Origin of the sequence: Reyranella sp. (genome assembly GCF_965249915.1) — a bacterium.
GTDB lineage: Bacteria > Pseudomonadota > Alphaproteobacteria > Reyranellales > Reyranellaceae > Reyranella.
Genome location: NZ_OZ252257.1, coordinates 3624097 through 3640045, shown reverse-complemented (window position 1 = coordinate 3640045; position 15949 = coordinate 3624097). Strand labels below are relative to the sequence as shown.

Sequence of the window (15949 nt, the reverse complement as noted above, 5' to 3'; positions counted from 1 at the left end):
AGTGCAGGTGACGCAACAGTGTCGACTCTGATTTCTCCCAAGTCGAGAGCGTATTGGAGGACGTGATGGAAACCATCGCCGCGCTTGTCGCCGCCGGTGCCGCCTTCGGGGCAAGTTATGTCATCGGCCGTTCGTTGACCGCCTCGTCGCTCGTCGTCACCCTGGGCGGCTTGCTCGTGGGCGTCAGCTTCGCCGTCTTGTTCTTCGTTGCGACCGTGACGGTCGGGCATCTCACGCCCGGCCTGTTCGAACCCCGGTCGCTCGGTGTTCATTTCATCGCTCTGATCGTCGCGGCGCCGCTCGGGGGCGCTGCCATTGCGGCGCTCACTCACTGGCACGTCGAGCGTGTCGATGCGGCCCGCCTGCCGTTCTGATCTCGACGTCCGAGCGAAACGATCGGCTTTCCCGTACCGGCCTTGCGACGCTAAGCTCCCCGGCAAATAGGGGAGCGAGACATGGTCGAGGTGAAGCTCGGCGCCGGCACTGCCGTGCGCATCGAGGAAAGCTACGAACCGAACTTCGACGCCAAAACCTTCTTTCCCGATTGGGATCCCGCCGTCGTCGAGCGGCATCGCGACTGGCTGATGCCGGCGCACTATGACGAAGCCTCTGCCTTCCTGAAGCTCAGCATCCATAGCTGGCTGTTGAAGATCGGCGGCAAGAACATCCTGATCGATACCTGCGTCGGCAATCACAAGTCGCGTCCGCATCGGCCGAAATGGCATCTGATGGAGACGAAGTATCTTGAGCGGCTGAAGGCCGCCGGCGTCGAGCCCGATGGGATCGACATGGTGATGTGCACGCACCTTCACGTCGACCATGTCGGCTGGAACACGCGCCTCGAGAACGGCAGGTGGGTCCCGACGTTCAGGAATGCCAAGTACGTTTTCAGCCGCACCGACTACGACCATTACCTCAAGCTCGACAGCGATCCCGCGACCGGCCCGGTCAACGCCGGATCGTTCCGCGACTCGGTGTTGCCGGTGGTCGAGGCGGGGCTCACGCAGATGGTGGACGGCGCCGCCCAGCTCGACGAGAACCTCGAGGTCGAGCCGGCGCCTGGACATACGCCGGGCACGATCGCCATCAAGTTCGAATCGCGCGGCGAGAAAGCGCTGTTCTGCGGCGACATCCTCCATCACGCACTCCAGGTCTATCATCCCGAGTGGAACAGCTTTGCCTGCGCCGACGGCGCCGGCGCGCGCAAGAGCCGGCGCGAGGCGCTGGAGCACTGCGCGGGCAGCGGCGCGCGCCTGATGCCATGCCATTTCGGGGCGCCTTTCAGCTGCCACATCGATCACAAGGACGATGGGTTCGTGCCGCGCTTCGGCGGGCAATTCTAGGGAGAGAGACGATGATCTACGAGATGCGGGTCTACAGGTGCGTGCCGGGCCGTCTTCCGGCGCTGCTCAATCGCTTCAACACCATCACGCTCAAGATCTGGGAGCGGCACGGCATCAAGCAAGCCGGCTTCTTCACGACCCTGATCGGCGAGTCGAACCAGGAACTGACCTACTTCCTCGCCTGGGAGTCGCTGGCCGATCGCGAGAAGAAGTGGAACGCCTTCGCCGCCGATCCAGAGTGGCTGGCCAAGCGCGCCGAGACCGAGAAGGACGGCGCCATCGTCGAGAACGTATCGGTGCAGATGCTGACGCCGACGGGCTTCTCCTCCGTTCAGTAGTCGTTACTCCGCCTTGAGGCCCGCCTCTTTCGCGAGGCGGGCCCATTTGGCGAAGTCGTTGGACACATAGGCCGCGAACGCTGAAGGCGATCCGAATTGCGGATCGGCCCCCAGCGTCACGAATTTCTTTGCGATGTCGGGCGAGCGGATCGTGCCCTCGATGGCTGCGTGCAGGCGCTCGACAAGCGTCGTCGGTGCACCGGCCGGCAGGAACACGCCATAGGAGATCGCGGCTTCATAGCCCGGCAGTCCCGACTCCGAGATCGTCGGGATGTTCGGCGCCGCGGGCGAACGCGTGAGCCCGGTCTGTCCCAGCGCGCGCATCTTTCCGGCTTTCACGTGTGGCAGCGCCGTCGAGAGACCGCCGAAATACAGATCGACCTGGCCCGCCATGAGGTCGGCCATCGCAGGCCCCCCGCCCTTGTAGGGCACGTGCACGATATCGAGCCTGCTCATCACCTTGAAAAGCTCGAGCGCCAGGTGGGTCGCGCCGCCGGCGCCGGCCGAGGCGCCGTTCAGCTTGCCCTGATGCGCCCTCGCCACGTCCAGCAGGTCGGCAACCGTCTTGACCTCCAGATCGGGCCGAACGACGAGCAGCATCGGATTGATGCCGACGGGCGCCACGGCAATGAAGTCGGTCCGGATGTCGTAGGGGAGGGAGCGGCCCAGCGCCGGCGCGACCGTGGTCGAGCCGTTGGAGGCCAGCATGAACACGCCGCCGTCGGGCGGACTCTTGGCGGTGAAGCTGGCGGCGATCTCGCCGTTGGCGCCGGCCTTGTTCTCGACCACGACAGTGCGACCCAGCCGTTCGCCGATGCCGGGCGCGATCAGCCGCGTCAGCAGATCGTTGGGGCCGCCGGGCGGGAAGCCCACGATGAAGCGCAACGGCCGGTCGGGAAAGTCAGGTGACTGTGCGCGGGACCGCGTCCACGTCGAGGCCAAGGGCAGAGCGGCGAGGCCGGCGAGGACGCCGCGGCGAAAGAGCTTGCTCATCCGAGAAGTATGCTAGGCTTTTTGCAACACAGGGAGGAAACAAAAATGCGACGCAGAACTTTCGCGCGTGTGGGTACCGCGGCACTGGTTGGTTCACTGGCCGGTTGGCCGGCTATGGCGCAAAAGATCACCGGCGACGTCCGCTTCCTCTGCGGCTTCGCGCCCGGCGGCACGGCCGATCTGCTCTGCCGCATCATGGCGGAGGCCCTGACGCCGGAAGTCGGGCAGAAGGTGATCGTCGATACCAAGACCGGCGCCAGCGGCTTCATTGCCAATGAGGCGCTGGCCAACTCGAGCCCGGACGGCCGCACGATCGGCCTGGCCGCCATGGCGGCTCTGTGCGTTTCGCCGGTGATGCCGGGGCAGAAGCTGCCGATCAACGTCGACACCGACCTGACGCCGATCGCCAACGTTGCGGGCGTCACCAACATGCTGGTCGTCGGCAAGCACATGCAGTACCGCACGGTTCCGGAGATCATCGACTTCGCCAAGAAGAATCCCGGCAAGCTCACCTATGCGTCGGCGGGCAACGGCACCTCGCAGCATCTCGCCGCCGAGCTGTTCAAGAAGATGGCCGGCATCAACATGGTGCACGTGCCCTATCGAGGCGGTGCGCCCGCCATCCAGGACATGATCTCGGGCAATTGCGACATGATGTTCGGCAACATGCCGGAGTTCCTGGGGCAGATCGGCGGCGGGGGATTGATCCCGGTCGCCTTCGGCTCGCCCAAGCCCTCGCCGCTCTTTCCCAACCTGCCGCTGATCTCGAAGTTCCTGCCGGGCTTCGAGGTGGTGAACTGGTTCGGCGTTTTCGGCTCCAGGGGCTTGCCGGCCGACCTGGTCGAGCTTTGGAACAAGGCCCTGCGGGCGGCGGTGGCCAAGCCCGACGTACAGAAGCGCTTCGTCGAGAACGGCATGGACTCGGTGATCGGTTCGCCGGCCGAGTTCAAGGCGACGATCGTGGCCGATCGCAAGAAGTGGGAAGAGGTCATCAAGGGCGCGGGCATCCGCGCCGACTGACGATGCCTTTCGCCGCCACCGCGCACGGGACCCTTCACTACGACATCGTCGATCAAGTGGCGCCGTGGCGTGAGGCGCGCTTGCCGATCCTGTTTCACCACGGGATCGGCGCCAGCGCCGGGATCTGGGCGGGCTGGCGGCCGGCTCTGACCGATGCCTACCGGCTCGTGACCTTCGACATGCGCGGCTACGGCCGCTCGAACATTCCAGCCGAGGAATTCAAATGGTCGCTCGACCTGTTGGTCGACGACCTGTTCGCCGTGGCGGACGCCGCCGGGCTGTCGCGCTTTCACCTCGTCGGGGAATCGATCGGCGGAACCGTGGCAATGGCGGCGGTGCTCGCACGGCCGGCGCGAATCGCGACGCTGACGGTCAGCAACGGCGCCCATCTCGGCGCTTCGATCCAGCGTGCCGACGCCTGGCGGCGGCAGCTCGAGGAGGGCGGCTCGAAGGGCTGGTCCGACGCCTTCCTGCGCGACCGCTTCCACGACGGCGCGCTGTCGCCCGAACGCCGTGCATGGTTCGCCGCCGAACAGGAGAAGTGGTCGCCGGCCTCGATCCTGAATGCGCTCGGCGTGCTGATCGGCACCGACCTGACGCCGCGCCTGGCCGACATCGGGTGTCCGACCCTGCTGCTGCATCCCGACGCCAGTCCGTTCATCCCGGTCGCCGTGGTCGCCGACCTGCTGAAGGGGCTGCCCGATGCCGAGTTGAATATCTTCGGCCGATCACGTCACGGTCTGCCCTTCTCGCACGCTGTGCAATGCGCCCAGGCTTTGAGGTCTTTTCTCGACTCCCGCAGAGCGGACTGATATTCGAGTTGTCAGACAACTAAGAAAACGAGGAAATCATGAGACGGATTCTGGCTGGTGCCGCGGCGCTGGCGATCGCCTTCTCGGCCGTTCCGGGCTTTGCCCAGGAGAAGCTCACCGTCTGGTGGGTGAAGGGCTTCTACAAGTCCGAGGACGAGGCGCTGTTCGCCGCCATCAAGAAGTTCGAGGCCAAGACGGGCGTGAAGGTCGACCTGTCCCAGTACGCCGTGCAGGACATGATTCCCAAGACGGTGGCGGCCCTCGATTCCGGTTCGCCGCCGGACATCGCCTATTCCGACACCTACGACGTCCAGGTGGCGGGCAAGTGGGCCTACGACGGCAAGCTCGAGGACATTTCCGACGTCATCGAGCCGATCAAGGACCGGTTCGCGCCGGTCACCATCGAGACGGCTCTCCTCTACAACGACAAGGCCAAGAAGAAGGCCTTCTACGGATTCGTCCTCAAGCAGCAGACGCTGCACATCCAGTACTGGAAGGACATGCTGGCGACGGCGGGCTTCAAGGAAAACGACATTCCCGGCACGTGGAAGGAATACTGGTCCTTCTGGTGCGACAAGGTCCAGCCGGCCTATCGCAAGGCCACCAGCAGCCGCGTCTACGGCATCGGCAGCCCGATGGGCGTCGAATCGACCGATTCGTTCCAGTCGTTCCTGAGCTGGGTCGACGCCTACAACGTCAAGCTGGTCGACGATTCGGGCAAGCTGCTTGTCGACGATCCCAAGGTGCGCGAAGGCCTGATCGCCGCCCTGCGCGACTATACCGACGTCTATACCAAGGGCTGCACGCCGCCCTCGTCGACGACCTGGAAGGATCCCGACAACAACGTCGCCTTCCACAATCGCACGACGATCATGACCCACAATTACACGATCTCGATCGCCGCCAAGTGGCTGGACGATGCCAACAATGAGCAGCTCACGCCCGAGCAGCGCGCCGCCGGTCGCAAGGCCTATGACGAGCTGATCGCCACCGCCGGCTTCCCCAAGAAGCCCGATGGCACGCCGATGGTCTATCGCACGGCGGTCAAGGTCGGCGTGATCTTCCAGGACTCCAAGAACAAGCCGCGCGCGCGCGAGTTCCTGAAGTTCCTGCTCGAGGAAGAGAACCTCCGCCCCTACGTCGAAGGCGCACTCGGCCGCTGGTTCCCGGTGACCAAGGCCAGCCAGGAGAGCCCGTTCTGGCAGGCCGACAAGCATCGCAAGGCGGTCTACGACCAGTTCAAGGCCGGCACGCTGCCGTTCGAGTTCACCAAGAACTACAAGTTCACCATTCTCAACAATGAAAATGTGTGGGCCAAGGCGATGAACCGCGTGGTGAGCGAGAAGGTCTCGGTCGAGAAGGCCGTCGACGAGCTGATCGCCCGCATCAAGGAAGTCGCCAAGTAAGTCTGCTTTCGCGAGTACGCGTATGACGGCGACCACGATCGACACGACGGCCCGCCGGGAGAAATCCCGGTGGGCGGGCTTTGCGCTGTCGGAGCGGCAGGCCTGGAGCCTGCTGTTCGTCGCGCCCTATCTCGCGATCTTCGTCGGCTTCGTGGTGTTTCCCGTCGGCTACAGTTTCTGGCTGGCGCGCAGCCCGCAGCTCTATGTCGACCTCGCGGCCGATCCGATCTTCCTGCGGACGGTCATCAACACCTTCATCTTCCTGATCGTCGCCATCAACGTGAAGATGGCGCTGGCGTTGTTCCTGTCCGGCTTCTTCACGCACAAGCGCTGGTGGGTGAAGGTGCTCGCCGTGCTGTTCGTGCTGCCCTGGGCGGTGCCGTCGATCCCGACCATCCTGTCGGTGCGCTTCATGCTCAATCCCGAGTGGGGCGTCGTGAACCAGCTGATCTTCAAGTTGACGGCCGAGGACGGGCCGAACTGGCTGAACGATCCGGCGCTCGCGCTCACGCTGTCGATGCTGGTGCACATCTGGAAGTCGCTGCCCTTCTGGACGCTGATCCTGCTGGCTGGCCGGCTGGCCATCCCGGGCGAGCTCTACGAGGCGGCCTCGGTCGACGGCGCCGGTGCCTGGCATCGCTTCCGCTACATCACCTGGCCATCGATGAGCACGCTCTACGTCACCTGCACGCTCCTCTCGATGATCTTCACGGTGGGCGACTTCAACAGCGTTTACCTGCTGACCGGCGGCGGACCCGCCGACCTCACGCATGTGCTGGCGACGCTCGGCATCCGCTACCTGCGGCTCGATCAGGTGGGACTCGCCATGGCGTCGATCGTCTGTGCGTTGCCACTGATCCTGCCGCTGGTCTACTTCATGATGAAGCGTCTTTCGCGATGAGCCCGCGCAAGCTCCTGCGCACCATCGGCTTCGAGTCCGGATTGCTGCTGATCGGCATCCCGGTGCTGTTGTGGACGCTGATCCCGATCTACCACATGTTCCTGTTCGCGATTTCGCCCAAGGACGCGGCCTTCTCGGGCCAGCTTTGGCCGACCAATCCGACGCTGCGCAATTTCGAGATGGTGCTCGGCCAGAAGCACCATTTCCTCAATCATTTCTGGCTGCAGATGTTCAACTCCGTGGTCATCTCGATCGGCACGGCGGCGATCACGCTGTTCGTGGCGACCGCTGCAGCCTTTGCGATCAGCCGCCTGCGCATGAAGGGCGGGCGGACGGTGATGAACCTGGCGCTGCTGACCTATTTCATTCCGGCCGCCTTCCTGGCGGTGCCGATGTACAAGACCATGGGCATGTACGGGTTGCTGAACAACGACTGGGCCCTGGTCATCGCGATGGCCACCATCGCCTCGCCGTATGCGATCTGGATCCTGCGCCAGGCCTCCGACAAGCTGCCGGTCGAGCTCGACGAGGCGGCGATGATCGACGGCGCCTCGCCGTTCCAGCTCTTCCGCCTGATCTACCTGCCGCTGATGGTGCCCTCGCTGATCGCCGTCGGCACGTATGCGCTGCTGCTGGCCTGGAACGAATATCTCTACGCCTTCCTGCTTCTCTCGAAGGACACGGCGATCACCCTGCCGGTGGCGCTGGGCAACTTCCTCTCGGCCGACGATTCGCCATGGGAACTGCTGATGACGGCGGGCTTCCTCTACGCCCTGCCGCCGGCGGCGATCTACTATGCCTTCCGCCGCTACATGTCGTCGGGGCTGACGGCCGGCGCCGTGAAGGGGTAGGCGTCACCGGCGTCGCGTACGCGTCCGGGTGGAGAAGGAGGCCCTGAGCCGGTCGGCGAATTGCTCGACCTCGGTCCGCCAGCGCAGCGCCGGATCCCAGATGGCGGCCAGGTCCATGCCGAGGACGATGCCGTTGGCGATGATCTTGGCGGTGTGGAGATCGGTTCGGGTGGTTGCCGGGATGACGGCCGTGCCGAGGCCGGCTCGCGCCAGCGCCAGGATGACCGTTCCCGATCCGCCTTCGTGACGGATGCTGGGCGACAGCGACAGTAGCCGGAGGGCCGCGTCCAGGGTCAGGCGCGACTGGTATCCGCGGTCCAGCACCAGCAGGTCGCGCTCGCATAGAGCCCGGAGATCGATGCCGCTCCTTCGTTCGCCCGCGCTGAACGGCAGGGGCGACGCCGCCAGGATGTCCAGGCGCACGATCTGCTGATCGACGAGGCCCGTGTCGTAGCGCGGGCGCCCGGTGATGCCCATCGATGCGTCGCCGCTCAGCACGAGGTTCTCGATCTCGACGCCGTTCGTCTCGATGACGCCGATGCGGATGTTCGGCTTGTCCCGCACGAAATCGGCGATGCCCGGCGCCACCACCGTCTCGATCGTGTGCGCCGTCGCCGCGACGGTGATCTGCACGGAGGGCTGCACGCTGTTGGCGCGGGCGGCGGCTTCCAACCGGGCGATGCCTTCGAGAGCCGACGAGGCCAGCGGCAGCAGATCGTGCGCGTCGCTGGTCGCGACCATGCCGCGACCGGACGGCTCGAACAGCGCAAGCCCCAGCCGGTGCTGCAGTTCCGTGATGCGGCGCGACAGGGCCGACTGCGAAATATTGAGACGCTCGGCCGCCTCCACGAGCGATCCCGACCGATAGACGGCCACGAAGGATTCGAGGAGCCGCTTGTCCATTCGTGCATAAACCTCAGTAATAAGCCTGCAAACAATGCACTTCATGCATAAGGTGGTTCGGTGCTAGCGCTTCGTCAACCGCACCCGCCGTGGGGCGGATCGAGAGAGGAAGCCAGGGATGAAGCGCCGCCACCTCCTATCGCTCGCGTCTGCCGCTGCCGGATCGATGATCGCGAGCCCGGGCGCGCGCGCGCAGGGTGCCTATCCCGACCGGCCGATCACGCTGGTGGTCGCCGCCCCGCCGGGCGGTGGCACCGACATCGTGGGCCGCATCTTCGCCGAACATCTTTCCAAGGAGTTCGGCCAGCAGGTCATCGTCGACAACAAGGGCGGGGGAAACGGCAACATCGCCACCGCGCTGGTCGCGAAGGCCAAGCCGGATGGCTACACGCTGCTGATGCAGTACTCGTCGTTCCATTCGGCCAATCCGGCGATGATCAAGAACCTGAACTGGTCGCCCAAGGATCTGACGGGAGTGGCCATGGGGGCGATTGCGCCGCAGCTCATCGTCATCGCCAAGAAGGTGCCGGCCGACAACCTCAAGGACTTCATCGCCTACGCCAAGGCCAATCCCGGGAAGCTGAACTACGCATCCTTCGGGCCGGGCTCCGTGGCCCATATCGGCGGCGTCCTGCTCAACAAGGCCGCCGGCATCGATCTCGTCCACATTCCGTACAAGGGCGCGGGACCGGTCAGCGCCGATCTCGTGGCGGGCCAGGTCGATCTGGCGGTCATGAGCCCCCCGTCGCTGGCATCTCACATCCGCAACGGCAACGTGAAGGCGCTCGCGCTGGCGAGCGAGGCACGCCTTCCCACATTCCCCGAGATCCCCACGACGGCCGAGGCCGGTCTGCCGAGTTTCATCTTCGATGCATGGTACGGGATGTTCGCGCCGGCGGGAACGCCGAAGCCGATCGTCGACAGGCTGAACGCCGCCATGAGGAAGATCTCGAAGTTCGACGTCGTGGTCGAACGTTCGGCCCAGCTCGGAGTCGTCCTCAAGGACTGGACTCCGGAGCAGTTCGATCAGTTCGTCGCCACCGAAGGCGAGGTCTGGTCGAAGCTGATCCAGGAAAACAAGATCACCCTCGACGAATAGGCAACGGAGATACCCATGTCAGGCTCACTGAACGCCAATGCCGGCCCGCGCTATCGTCACACCGCCGATGAGAGCGCGCCCTACGAGACGATCACCGTCGACAAGCTGACGCCGATCATCGGTGCCGAGCTGGGCGGCGTCGATCTCAGCAAGCCCCTGTCCAACCGGCAGCAGGACGAGATCCATCGCGCGCTGGCCGAGAACCTGGTCATCTTCTTCCGCGACCAGGTGCTGACGCCGGAGCAGCATATGTCGTTCGGCCGCCTGTTCGGCGACCTGCACGTCCATCCCGCGGCGCCGCACGAACCGGGCATGCCCGAGATGATGATCATCCACTCCGACAAGAACAGCCCGCGCGCCAATGGCGAGGGCTGGCACACCGACGTGAGCTGCGAGGTCGAGCCGCCCATGGGCTCCATCCTCCACATCAAGACCTGCCCGCCGCGCGGCGGCGACACGCTGTTCGCCAGCATGTACGCGGCCTATGAAGCGCTTTCGGACCGCATGAAGGCCTATCTCGACGGGATGACGGCGCTGCACGACGGCGAGCCGGTCTATCGCGGCCTGTTCAAGCCGATCGGCGTGGCCGACAAGCCCGAGTATCCACGGGCCGAGCATCCGGTCGTGCGCACCCATCCGGTGACCGGCCGGAAGTGCCTCTACGTCAATGCCGGCTTCACGAGCCGACTGATCGGCGTGCCGCGCGACGAGGGCGATGCGATCCTGCGCTACCTCTACCAGCACATGGAGAACCCGCTGTTCCAGTGCCGCTTCCGCTGGCGCGAGAACTCGATCGCCTTCTGGGACAATCGCTGCGCCCAGCATCGCGCCATGTGGGACTACTGGCCCCACACGCGCAGCGGCCATCGCGTGACGGTCACCGGCGATCGCCCGTTCTAGGGATCAGGCACCTTTCGGCAGGGTCGCCATGAAGGCCTTGAGCCGCGGCGCCCACTTGGCGGCGTCGAGGCCTGAGGCGGAGTGGCCGAGTTCGCTGTCGATCTCGAAATAGTCGGCGGTGACACCGGCGGCCTTGAGCTTTTCCATGACCGCCGGTGCGATGGAGGGCGGGAAGAGCTTGTCGGTGCGCGAGATCACGTAGAGCACCTTGGCTTTGATCTTCGACATGTCCTTCTCGGCGTCGAAGTTCACGCTGGCCCGCCGCAGCACGACCAGCGAATTGCCGTCGAACACCTTGGACCACCCCTCGGCGCGGCGGACGATCTCGGCTTCACGGGCGGCCTTGTCGGGAAACTGCGCGGCGAGCTGCTCGTCGATGCCGTAGCGCTTCAGGGTCGCGACACGCATCTCGGTGAGCACCTTCGTGATGCCGCCATTCTCGTAGTAGTGGCCGCCGTTCCAGTTGGGATCCTTGGCCAGCGTATCGATCAGTGCCTTGACCGAGGCCTCGCCGCCCGAACCCTTGGGCGCGCTGACCACCGGCACCAGCCCGTCCATGAAGTCGGGATAGGTGACGCCCCACTGGAAGGTCTGGTAGCCGCCGAACGACGGACCGGCGACCGCCACGAGATGCTTCACGCCGAGACTGTCGAGCAGCGCCTTCTGGGCGTTGACGATGTCGACCAGCGTGATGGTCGGGAAGTCGGGGCCATAGGGCTTGCCGGTCTTCGGATTGACCTGCGCCGGGTTGGTCGAGCCGTAGGAGGAACCCAGCATGTTGGACGACACGACAAAGAGCCTGTTGGTGTCGATCGCCTTGCCCGGCCCGACCAGCCCGTCCCACGAGCCCTCCGCGCCGTTGGCGCCGACGCGCCCCGCCATGTGCTGGCTCGACGTGTAGCCATGCGTCAGAAGCACCGCATTGCGGCCATCGGGCGCCAGCGTGCCGTAGGTCTCGTAAGCAATCCGGACGTCGGGCATGACGGTGCCGCTCTCGAGGCGGAATTCCTTCAGGGTGAAGACCTGCTTCTGGATGTTCACGAGTTCTCCCTGGGCGGCAGCGCCCCTGGCGGCGATGAAAGGTGCAACGGCGAAGGCGGCCAGCAGTGGCCGACGGGACAGCGACGAAGTCATTCGAACCTCCTTGTGATGGTCGGCCCGGTTCAGGCGCGGGCAGGCTGAAGCGGCAGGCCTGCGACGGCGTGGGAGGCCAGCCGCACGCGGTCCTTCTCGGGGCGGATGAAGAGCAGGCCGATCAGGCCGCCGGCGAGAAGCAGGCCGCCGAGTATGACGTAGCCCTGTTCGTATCCGGCGATCGGCGTCGCGGCGTTCTGGATCATCGAGCCCATGATCTTGGGCGCGAGAATGCCGGCGAAGGTCACGACCGAGTTGGTGATCGCCAGCATCGCGGCGCGCTGCGGGTGCGGGGTGAGTTCGCTGATGATCATCGGCAGGACGACGTAGATCGTGCTGCCGAAGGCCGAGCCGAACACCAGGAAGGCGATTTTGAGACCGTCGGTCGGCATGGCGCCGACGAACGGGAGGGCGCATCCACCGGCGACGATCGTGAGACACGGCAACACGCCGCGGCAGAGGCGGCTGGAAACACCTTTCCGCTTCAGACGCTGGGAAACGTAGCCGCCGGTCAGCACGACGAGGGCCCCGAAGACCCAGGGCAGCACGGTGAGGTTGCCGCCGAGTTTCTGGCTGAAGCCGAGGCCTGCGACCAGATACGAGGTGAACCAGGTGAGGCCGAGCGCCAGGCCCCAGTAGCTGGCGAAGCCCGCGGCACAGACGGCAAGGATGGTGGGGCAGGTGAGAAGGTAGCGGTAGGGCACTCGCTCGTTGGTGGCCTCCCTGCTGCTGACCGGCGCATCGACGAGGGTCCCCTCGCGACCGAAGATCAACCAGAGGACGGTCCAGACCAGTCCCGCGATGCCGAGCGCCCCGAACGCCCAGTGCCAGGTGTAGGTCTCGATGATCCAGTTGAGCAGGGGAACGGCGATGATGACGCCGAAGGCCGATCCCTGGGCGATGACCGCGGTCGGCAGGCCGCGCAACGAATCGGGAAACCATTTGTAGATGGCGTGGGTCGCGACAGGACCGGCCGGGCCTTCGCCGGCGCCCAGGATGATGCGGCAGACGATCAGCGTCTCGAGGCTCACCAAGCCCAGCATCGGGAACTGCACCAGCGACCAGATGATCGCCATGACCAGCAGCGTGTGCTTGGTCTTCACGCGGTTGGAGATGAAGCCGACGACGATCGCCGAGATCGCGAAGAGCAGGAAGAAGGCCGAGCCGATATCGCCGAACTGCTCGGGTGTCAGGCCGAGATCCCGCGTGAGGGGAACGGCTGCCAGGCCGACGACGACCTTGTCGGCGAAGTTGATCAGCATGAAGAGGAAGAGCAGGGCGGTCATGCCCCAGGCCCCCTTGAGGGGCCGGTCCTGGACGGTCACGTGGGCGTTTCTCCTCGGCGTCCTGTTGACCGGACGCGCAATCCCATCTGACAGGGGATTGCTTCGCTACGTCAAGGAAATGCCGGGCATGCGGCGAAGCGCGGCGCGGGCGCCCAGTCTCCGGCGATCAGCTTCAGGCCGAATGAATATCAAACCGATGAGACCGCTTGCCAGCAGCAGGCCCCCCAGGATGGTGAAGCCGTTGTCGTAGCCGGCGAGCCGCGTGGAGGCGTCCTGCACCACGACGCCCATAGCGAAAGGCGCGACGACTCCGCCGAGGGTCATGATCGAATTCACGATGGCCAGCATGGCGGCGCGCTGCGAGTGCGGCGTCAGCTCGCTCACCACGAGCGGCACGACCACGAAGATCGTGCTGCCGATCGCGGTGCCGGCAACCAGGATCGCAAGCTTCAGGGCCGGCGCTGATGCGAGGCCGATGAACGGCAGGATGCAGCCGCCGGCCATGACCGCGGCCGAGGCCAGGATACCGCGCGAGACCCGGCTCGAGGCACCGCCTGCCTTCAGCCGCTGTGAGAGCCCGCCACCGGCGAGCACGACCACGAGACCGGCGATCCAGGGCAGGACGCTGAGATTGCCGCCGAGCGTCTGGCTGAAGCCCAGCCCGTCGACGAGGTAGGGCGTGAACCAGGTGAGGCCCAGCGCCAGTCCCCAGTAGCTGGCGAAGCCCGTGCAGCAGGCCGCCACGATGGTGGGACAGGTCAGGAGGTCGCGGTAGGGCACGCCCGCCTCGCCGTCGACGCGTTCCGTGACCGGAGGGTCGACCAGGGTGCCTTCGCGGCCGAAGAAGAACCACAGGACGGTCCAGAGCAGGCCCGCGATGCCGATGGCGCCGAAGGCCCAGTGCCAGGAGTGGTGGACGATGATCCAGTTGAGCGCCGGCACCGCCACGATGACGCCGATCGCCGAACCCTGTGCGACCACCGCGGTGGGGACGGCGCGCAGCGAATCGGGAAACCATTTGTAGAGCGCATGGGTGGCTACCGGGCCGGCCGGCCCCTCGGCGGCACCCAGCAGGATGCGGCACGCGATCAGCACCTCGAAGCTCACGAGGCCCAGCATCGGAAATTGCAGCAGCGACCAGAAGGCTGCCATCGCGAGCAGCGCATGGCGCGCCGGAATGCGATTGGCTGCGAAGCCGACCAGCACGGCGGAGAAGGGGAAGAGGAAGAAGAAGGCCGAGCCGATCAGCCCGAACTGCTCCGGGGTGAGCTGGAGGTCGGCCATGATCGGCTTTGCGGCGAGCCCGACAACCATCTTGTCGGCGAAGTTCACGAGCATGAAAAGGAAGATGAGGAATGTGATTCCCCAGGCCCCTTTGAGGGGCCGATCCTGACCGGCCAAGCGACGCTTCTCCCCTGCTCCCCTCGCGCATCAGATGTGATGCGACGTGGCTCGTCAAGGAATGGGGGCTCTCCCATACTTGGCCCAAGAAAACGGGAGTGAAACGAATGATCGGGACAGGCAGGACCAGCCGGCGCGCCGTGCTGGCGGGCGTAGCAGGGCTTATCGCGACCGGGGCGGCCCGGGCGCAGAACTATCCGACGTCGCGCGTCACCCTGGTGGTTCCGTTCCCGCCGGGCGCTTCGACCGACACCACGATGCGCGTGATTGCCGACAAGCTGTCTCAGATGTGGGGCCAGCCGGTGCTCGTCGACAACAAGGGTGGAGGTAACGGCATCATCGCGGCGGAGGCCGTCAAGAACGCCAAGCCCGACGGCTACACGCTGCTCGCCACCTCGTCGATGACGCATGCCGGCAATCCCGTGCTTTACGACAAGCTGCCCTACGATCCGATCGCCGACTTCGAGCCGATCACGCGCATGAGCCTGGTGCCGATGGCGGTGCTGGTCACCAAGAAGCTCGGCGTAAAGACGCTCGCGGAGCTGACGGCCAAGCTGAAGGCCGAGCCCGGCAAGCACAATTTTGGCTCGGGCGCGATCTCCGCGAGGGTGGCGGGCGAGCTCTATCGCATGCAGGCCGGCATCGACGCGGTCTCGGTGTCCTACAAGAACAACCAGCAGGCCGCGCCCGACCTGAACAACGGCATCATCACCTTCATGATCTGCGACACCGGCAGCGCAAAGATGATCCTGGCCTCGGGCTGGGCCGACGCGCTGGCGGTGACGCAGTCCGAGCCCTATTCCGCGCTGCCCGGCGTGCCGAGTGCGGCGCAGGCCGGCATGCCGGAACTGGTGTTCACGACCTGGTCGGCCTTCTACGCGCCCAAGGGCACGCCGCGCGAGATCATCGTGAAGCTGAACAAGGACATCATCGCCGCGGGCACGTCGCCCGAGATCCTGGCCAAGCTCGAGAACATGGGCGGCGCGCCGAGCTTCACCACGCCCGAAGGGCTGATGGAGTTCACCAAGAGCGAGATCGAGGCGTGGCGCAAGGTGGTGAAGGCCGCAAACATCAAGATCGAGTAGTGGGTCGAGCTTCGCTCGACCGACGAGCGTCAGGACATTGCTTGGCAATGTCCGGGAGCGCCGCAGGAAGAGCGATCAGACGAAGCTCATGACCCTTCCATCGACGTAAGACGTCGACACCTCCCTATTTGAATGGGAGGGCTATCGCATATGAGATAAGGGTCCCTCGCTCACGCTCGGGATGACACTGTTTGTTCGATCGGCGCACTGCGCAAATCTCGACAAAGTTGTCATCCCGAGCGTAAGCGAGGGACCTTTCCTTCCTCAGAGGCTGGCCGGAAATGAATTGAATCGATTCAATCACTTACCTCATCCTGAGGAGCCGCGCCTTGCGCGGCGTCTCGAAGGATGGGCAACAGGCAAGGTGCGCGTTCCCACCCCAGCGCGGAGGTTACTCCGCGCGACGAGACACATCGCTGCGCGATGTTCCTCAGGGGTGAGGTTATTGGGGATGTTCATAGCCCCTTGTTTTAGCTG

16 protein-coding genes are annotated in these 15949 nt (G+C 65.2%); 11 read left to right on the top strand and 5 right to left on the bottom strand.

Features of this window, described 5'->3' with window-relative positions; translation table 11 throughout:
• Nucleotides 1–65: 65 nt before the first annotated feature.
• The 3 genes from ACP15H_RS18025 (at nucleotide 66) to ACP15H_RS18015 (ending at nucleotide 1681) form a co-directional block, all read left to right on the top strand.
• On the top strand, nucleotides 66–374 hold the full coding sequence (locus ACP15H_RS18025; RefSeq protein ID WP_425067531.1) for a hypothetical protein: 309 nt from the start codon (nucleotides 66–68) through the stop codon (nucleotides 372–374).
• Nucleotides 375–455: 81 nt separating this feature from the next.
• Nucleotides 456–1343 (top strand): MBL fold metallo-hydrolase, encoded by an 888-nt coding sequence (locus ACP15H_RS18020; RefSeq protein WP_425067530.1) that lies wholly within the window; start codon nucleotides 456–458, stop codon nucleotides 1341–1343.
• An 11-nt stretch (nucleotides 1344–1354) separates the two neighbouring features.
• Nucleotides 1355–1681: an NIPSNAP family protein gene (locus ACP15H_RS18015; RefSeq protein WP_295139782.1), complete on the top strand. Its 327-nt coding sequence runs from the start codon at nucleotides 1355–1357 to the stop codon at nucleotides 1679–1681.
• Between the two features lie 3 nt (nucleotides 1682–1684).
• On the opposite strand, the gene ACP15H_RS18010 is transcribed toward ACP15H_RS18015, so the two are convergent.
• The gene (locus tag ACP15H_RS18010; protein WP_425067529.1) at nucleotides 1685–2674 is read right to left on the bottom strand and encodes a Bug family tripartite tricarboxylate transporter substrate binding protein; all 990 of its coding nucleotides are present in this window, start codon (nucleotides 2672–2674) and stop codon (nucleotides 1685–1687) included.
• A 114-nt stretch (nucleotides 2675–2788) separates the two neighbouring features.
• Here ACP15H_RS18010 and ACP15H_RS18005 point away from each other — a divergent pair, with 114 nt between their 5' ends.
• From ACP15H_RS18005 to ACP15H_RS17985, 5 genes are read left to right on the top strand one after another with little or no spacing between them, the layout of a single operon-like run.
• Entirely contained in the window at nucleotides 2789–3694 is a 906-nt protein-coding gene (locus ACP15H_RS18005; protein WP_425067528.1) for a Bug family tripartite tricarboxylate transporter substrate binding protein, read from the top strand.
• Nucleotides 3695–3696: 2 nt separating this feature from the next.
• Nucleotides 3697–4506, top strand: coding sequence for an alpha/beta fold hydrolase (locus ACP15H_RS18000; protein ID WP_425067527.1), 810 nt, complete (start codon nucleotides 3697–3699; stop codon nucleotides 4504–4506).
• Nucleotides 4507–4544: 38 nt separating this feature from the next.
• Nucleotides 4545–5912, top strand: coding sequence for an ABC transporter substrate-binding protein (locus tag ACP15H_RS17995; RefSeq protein WP_425067526.1), 1368 nt, complete (start codon nucleotides 4545–4547; stop codon nucleotides 5910–5912).
• A 22-nt stretch (nucleotides 5913–5934) separates the two neighbouring features.
• Nucleotides 5935–6813 carry a carbohydrate ABC transporter permease gene (locus ACP15H_RS17990; RefSeq protein WP_425067525.1) on the top strand — a complete coding sequence of 293 codons (879 nt, stop codon included), beginning with the start codon at nucleotides 5935–5937 and terminating at the stop codon, nucleotides 6811–6813.
• Nucleotides 6810–7664 (top strand): carbohydrate ABC transporter permease, encoded by an 855-nt coding sequence (locus ACP15H_RS17985; protein WP_425067524.1) that lies wholly within the window; start codon nucleotides 6810–6812, stop codon nucleotides 7662–7664. Before ACP15H_RS17990 ends, ACP15H_RS17985 begins: the two co-directional genes overlap by 4 nt.
• A gap of 3 nt (nucleotides 7665–7667) precedes the next feature.
• On the opposite strand, the gene ACP15H_RS17980 is transcribed toward ACP15H_RS17985, so the two are convergent.
• A complete protein-coding gene (locus tag ACP15H_RS17980; protein ID WP_425067523.1) occupies nucleotides 7668–8567 on the bottom strand; it encodes a LysR family transcriptional regulator in 900 nt (299 codons plus the stop codon).
• A gap of 118 nt (nucleotides 8568–8685) precedes the next feature.
• Between ACP15H_RS17980 and ACP15H_RS17975 the strand changes: the two genes are divergently transcribed.
• Both ACP15H_RS17975 and ACP15H_RS17970 read left to right on the top strand, forming a co-directional pair.
• The gene (locus ACP15H_RS17975) at nucleotides 8686–9666 is read left to right on the top strand and encodes a Bug family tripartite tricarboxylate transporter substrate binding protein (protein WP_425067522.1); all 981 of its coding nucleotides are present in this window, start codon (nucleotides 8686–8688) and stop codon (nucleotides 9664–9666) included.
• A 15-nt stretch (nucleotides 9667–9681) separates the two neighbouring features.
• A complete protein-coding gene (locus tag ACP15H_RS17970; RefSeq protein WP_425067521.1) occupies nucleotides 9682–10566 on the top strand; it encodes a TauD/TfdA dioxygenase family protein in 885 nt (294 codons plus the stop codon).
• Nucleotides 10567–10569: 3 nt separating this feature from the next.
• Here the strand turns inward: ACP15H_RS17970 and ACP15H_RS17965 are convergent, their stop codons facing one another.
• From ACP15H_RS17965 to ACP15H_RS17955, 3 genes are all read right to left on the bottom strand, one after another.
• Nucleotides 10570–11700, bottom strand: a complete 1131-nt coding sequence (locus tag ACP15H_RS17965) for a homoserine O-acetyltransferase family protein (RefSeq protein WP_425067520.1) — start codon at nucleotides 11698–11700, stop codon at nucleotides 10570–10572.
• Between the two features lie 29 nt (nucleotides 11701–11729).
• Nucleotides 11730–13025, bottom strand: coding sequence for an MFS transporter (locus ACP15H_RS17960; protein ID WP_425067519.1), 1296 nt, complete (start codon nucleotides 13023–13025; stop codon nucleotides 11730–11732).
• A gap of 66 nt (nucleotides 13026–13091) precedes the next feature.
• Nucleotides 13092–14324 carry an MFS transporter gene (locus tag ACP15H_RS17955; protein WP_425067518.1) on the bottom strand — a complete coding sequence of 411 codons (1233 nt, stop codon included), beginning with the start codon at nucleotides 14322–14324 and terminating at the stop codon, nucleotides 13092–13094.
• Between the two features lie 170 nt (nucleotides 14325–14494).
• Between ACP15H_RS17955 and ACP15H_RS17950 the strand changes: the two genes are divergently transcribed.
• Nucleotides 14495–15472 (top strand): Bug family tripartite tricarboxylate transporter substrate binding protein, encoded by a 978-nt coding sequence (locus ACP15H_RS17950; protein ID WP_425067517.1) that lies wholly within the window; start codon nucleotides 14495–14497, stop codon nucleotides 15470–15472.
• Nucleotides 15473–15949: the final 477 nt, after the last annotated feature.

Excerpts from the sequence above, each read along its gene's own strand:
- ACP15H_RS17975 (WP_425067522.1), top strand. The coding sequence starts at position 8,686 with ATGAAGCGCCGCCACCTCCTATCGCTCGCGTCTGCCGCTGCCGGATCG.
- ACP15H_RS18015 (WP_295139782.1), top strand. The coding sequence starts at position 1,355 with ATGATCTACGAGATGCGGGTCTACAGGTGCGTGCCGGGCCGTCTTCCG.
- ACP15H_RS17995 (WP_425067526.1), top strand. The coding sequence starts at position 4,545 with ATGAGACGGATTCTGGCTGGTGCCGCGGCGCTGGCGATCGCCTTCTCG.
- ACP15H_RS17985 (WP_425067524.1), top strand. The coding sequence starts at position 6,810 with ATGAGCCCGCGCAAGCTCCTGCGCACCATCGGCTTCGAGTCCGGATTG.
- ACP15H_RS18025 (WP_425067531.1), top strand. The coding sequence starts at position 66 with ATGGAAACCATCGCCGCGCTTGTCGCCGCCGGTGCCGCCTTCGGGGCA.
- ACP15H_RS18020 (WP_425067530.1), top strand. The coding sequence starts at position 456 with ATGGTCGAGGTGAAGCTCGGCGCCGGCACTGCCGTGCGCATCGAGGAA.
- ACP15H_RS18000 (WP_425067527.1), top strand. The coding sequence starts at position 3,697 with ATGCCTTTCGCCGCCACCGCGCACGGGACCCTTCACTACGACATCGTC.
- ACP15H_RS17965 (WP_425067520.1), bottom strand. The coding sequence starts at position 11,700 with ATGACTTCGTCGCTGTCCCGTCGGCCACTGCTGGCCGCCTTCGCCGTT.
- ACP15H_RS18010 (WP_425067529.1), bottom strand. The coding sequence starts at position 2,674 with ATGAGCAAGCTCTTTCGCCGCGGCGTCCTCGCCGGCCTCGCCGCTCTG.
- ACP15H_RS18005 (WP_425067528.1), top strand. The coding sequence starts at position 2,789 with ATGGCGCAAAAGATCACCGGCGACGTCCGCTTCCTCTGCGGCTTCGCG.
- ACP15H_RS17970 (WP_425067521.1), top strand. The coding sequence starts at position 9,682 with ATGTCAGGCTCACTGAACGCCAATGCCGGCCCGCGCTATCGTCACACC.
- ACP15H_RS17990 (WP_425067525.1), top strand. The coding sequence starts at position 5,935 with ATGACGGCGACCACGATCGACACGACGGCCCGCCGGGAGAAATCCCGG.
- ACP15H_RS17980 (WP_425067523.1), bottom strand. The coding sequence starts at position 8,567 with ATGGACAAGCGGCTCCTCGAATCCTTCGTGGCCGTCTATCGGTCGGGA.
- ACP15H_RS17950 (WP_425067517.1), top strand. The coding sequence starts at position 14,495 with ATGATCGGGACAGGCAGGACCAGCCGGCGCGCCGTGCTGGCGGGCGTA.
- ACP15H_RS17955 (WP_425067518.1), bottom strand. The coding sequence starts at position 14,324 with ATGCTCGTGAACTTCGCCGACAAGATGGTTGTCGGGCTCGCCGCAAAG.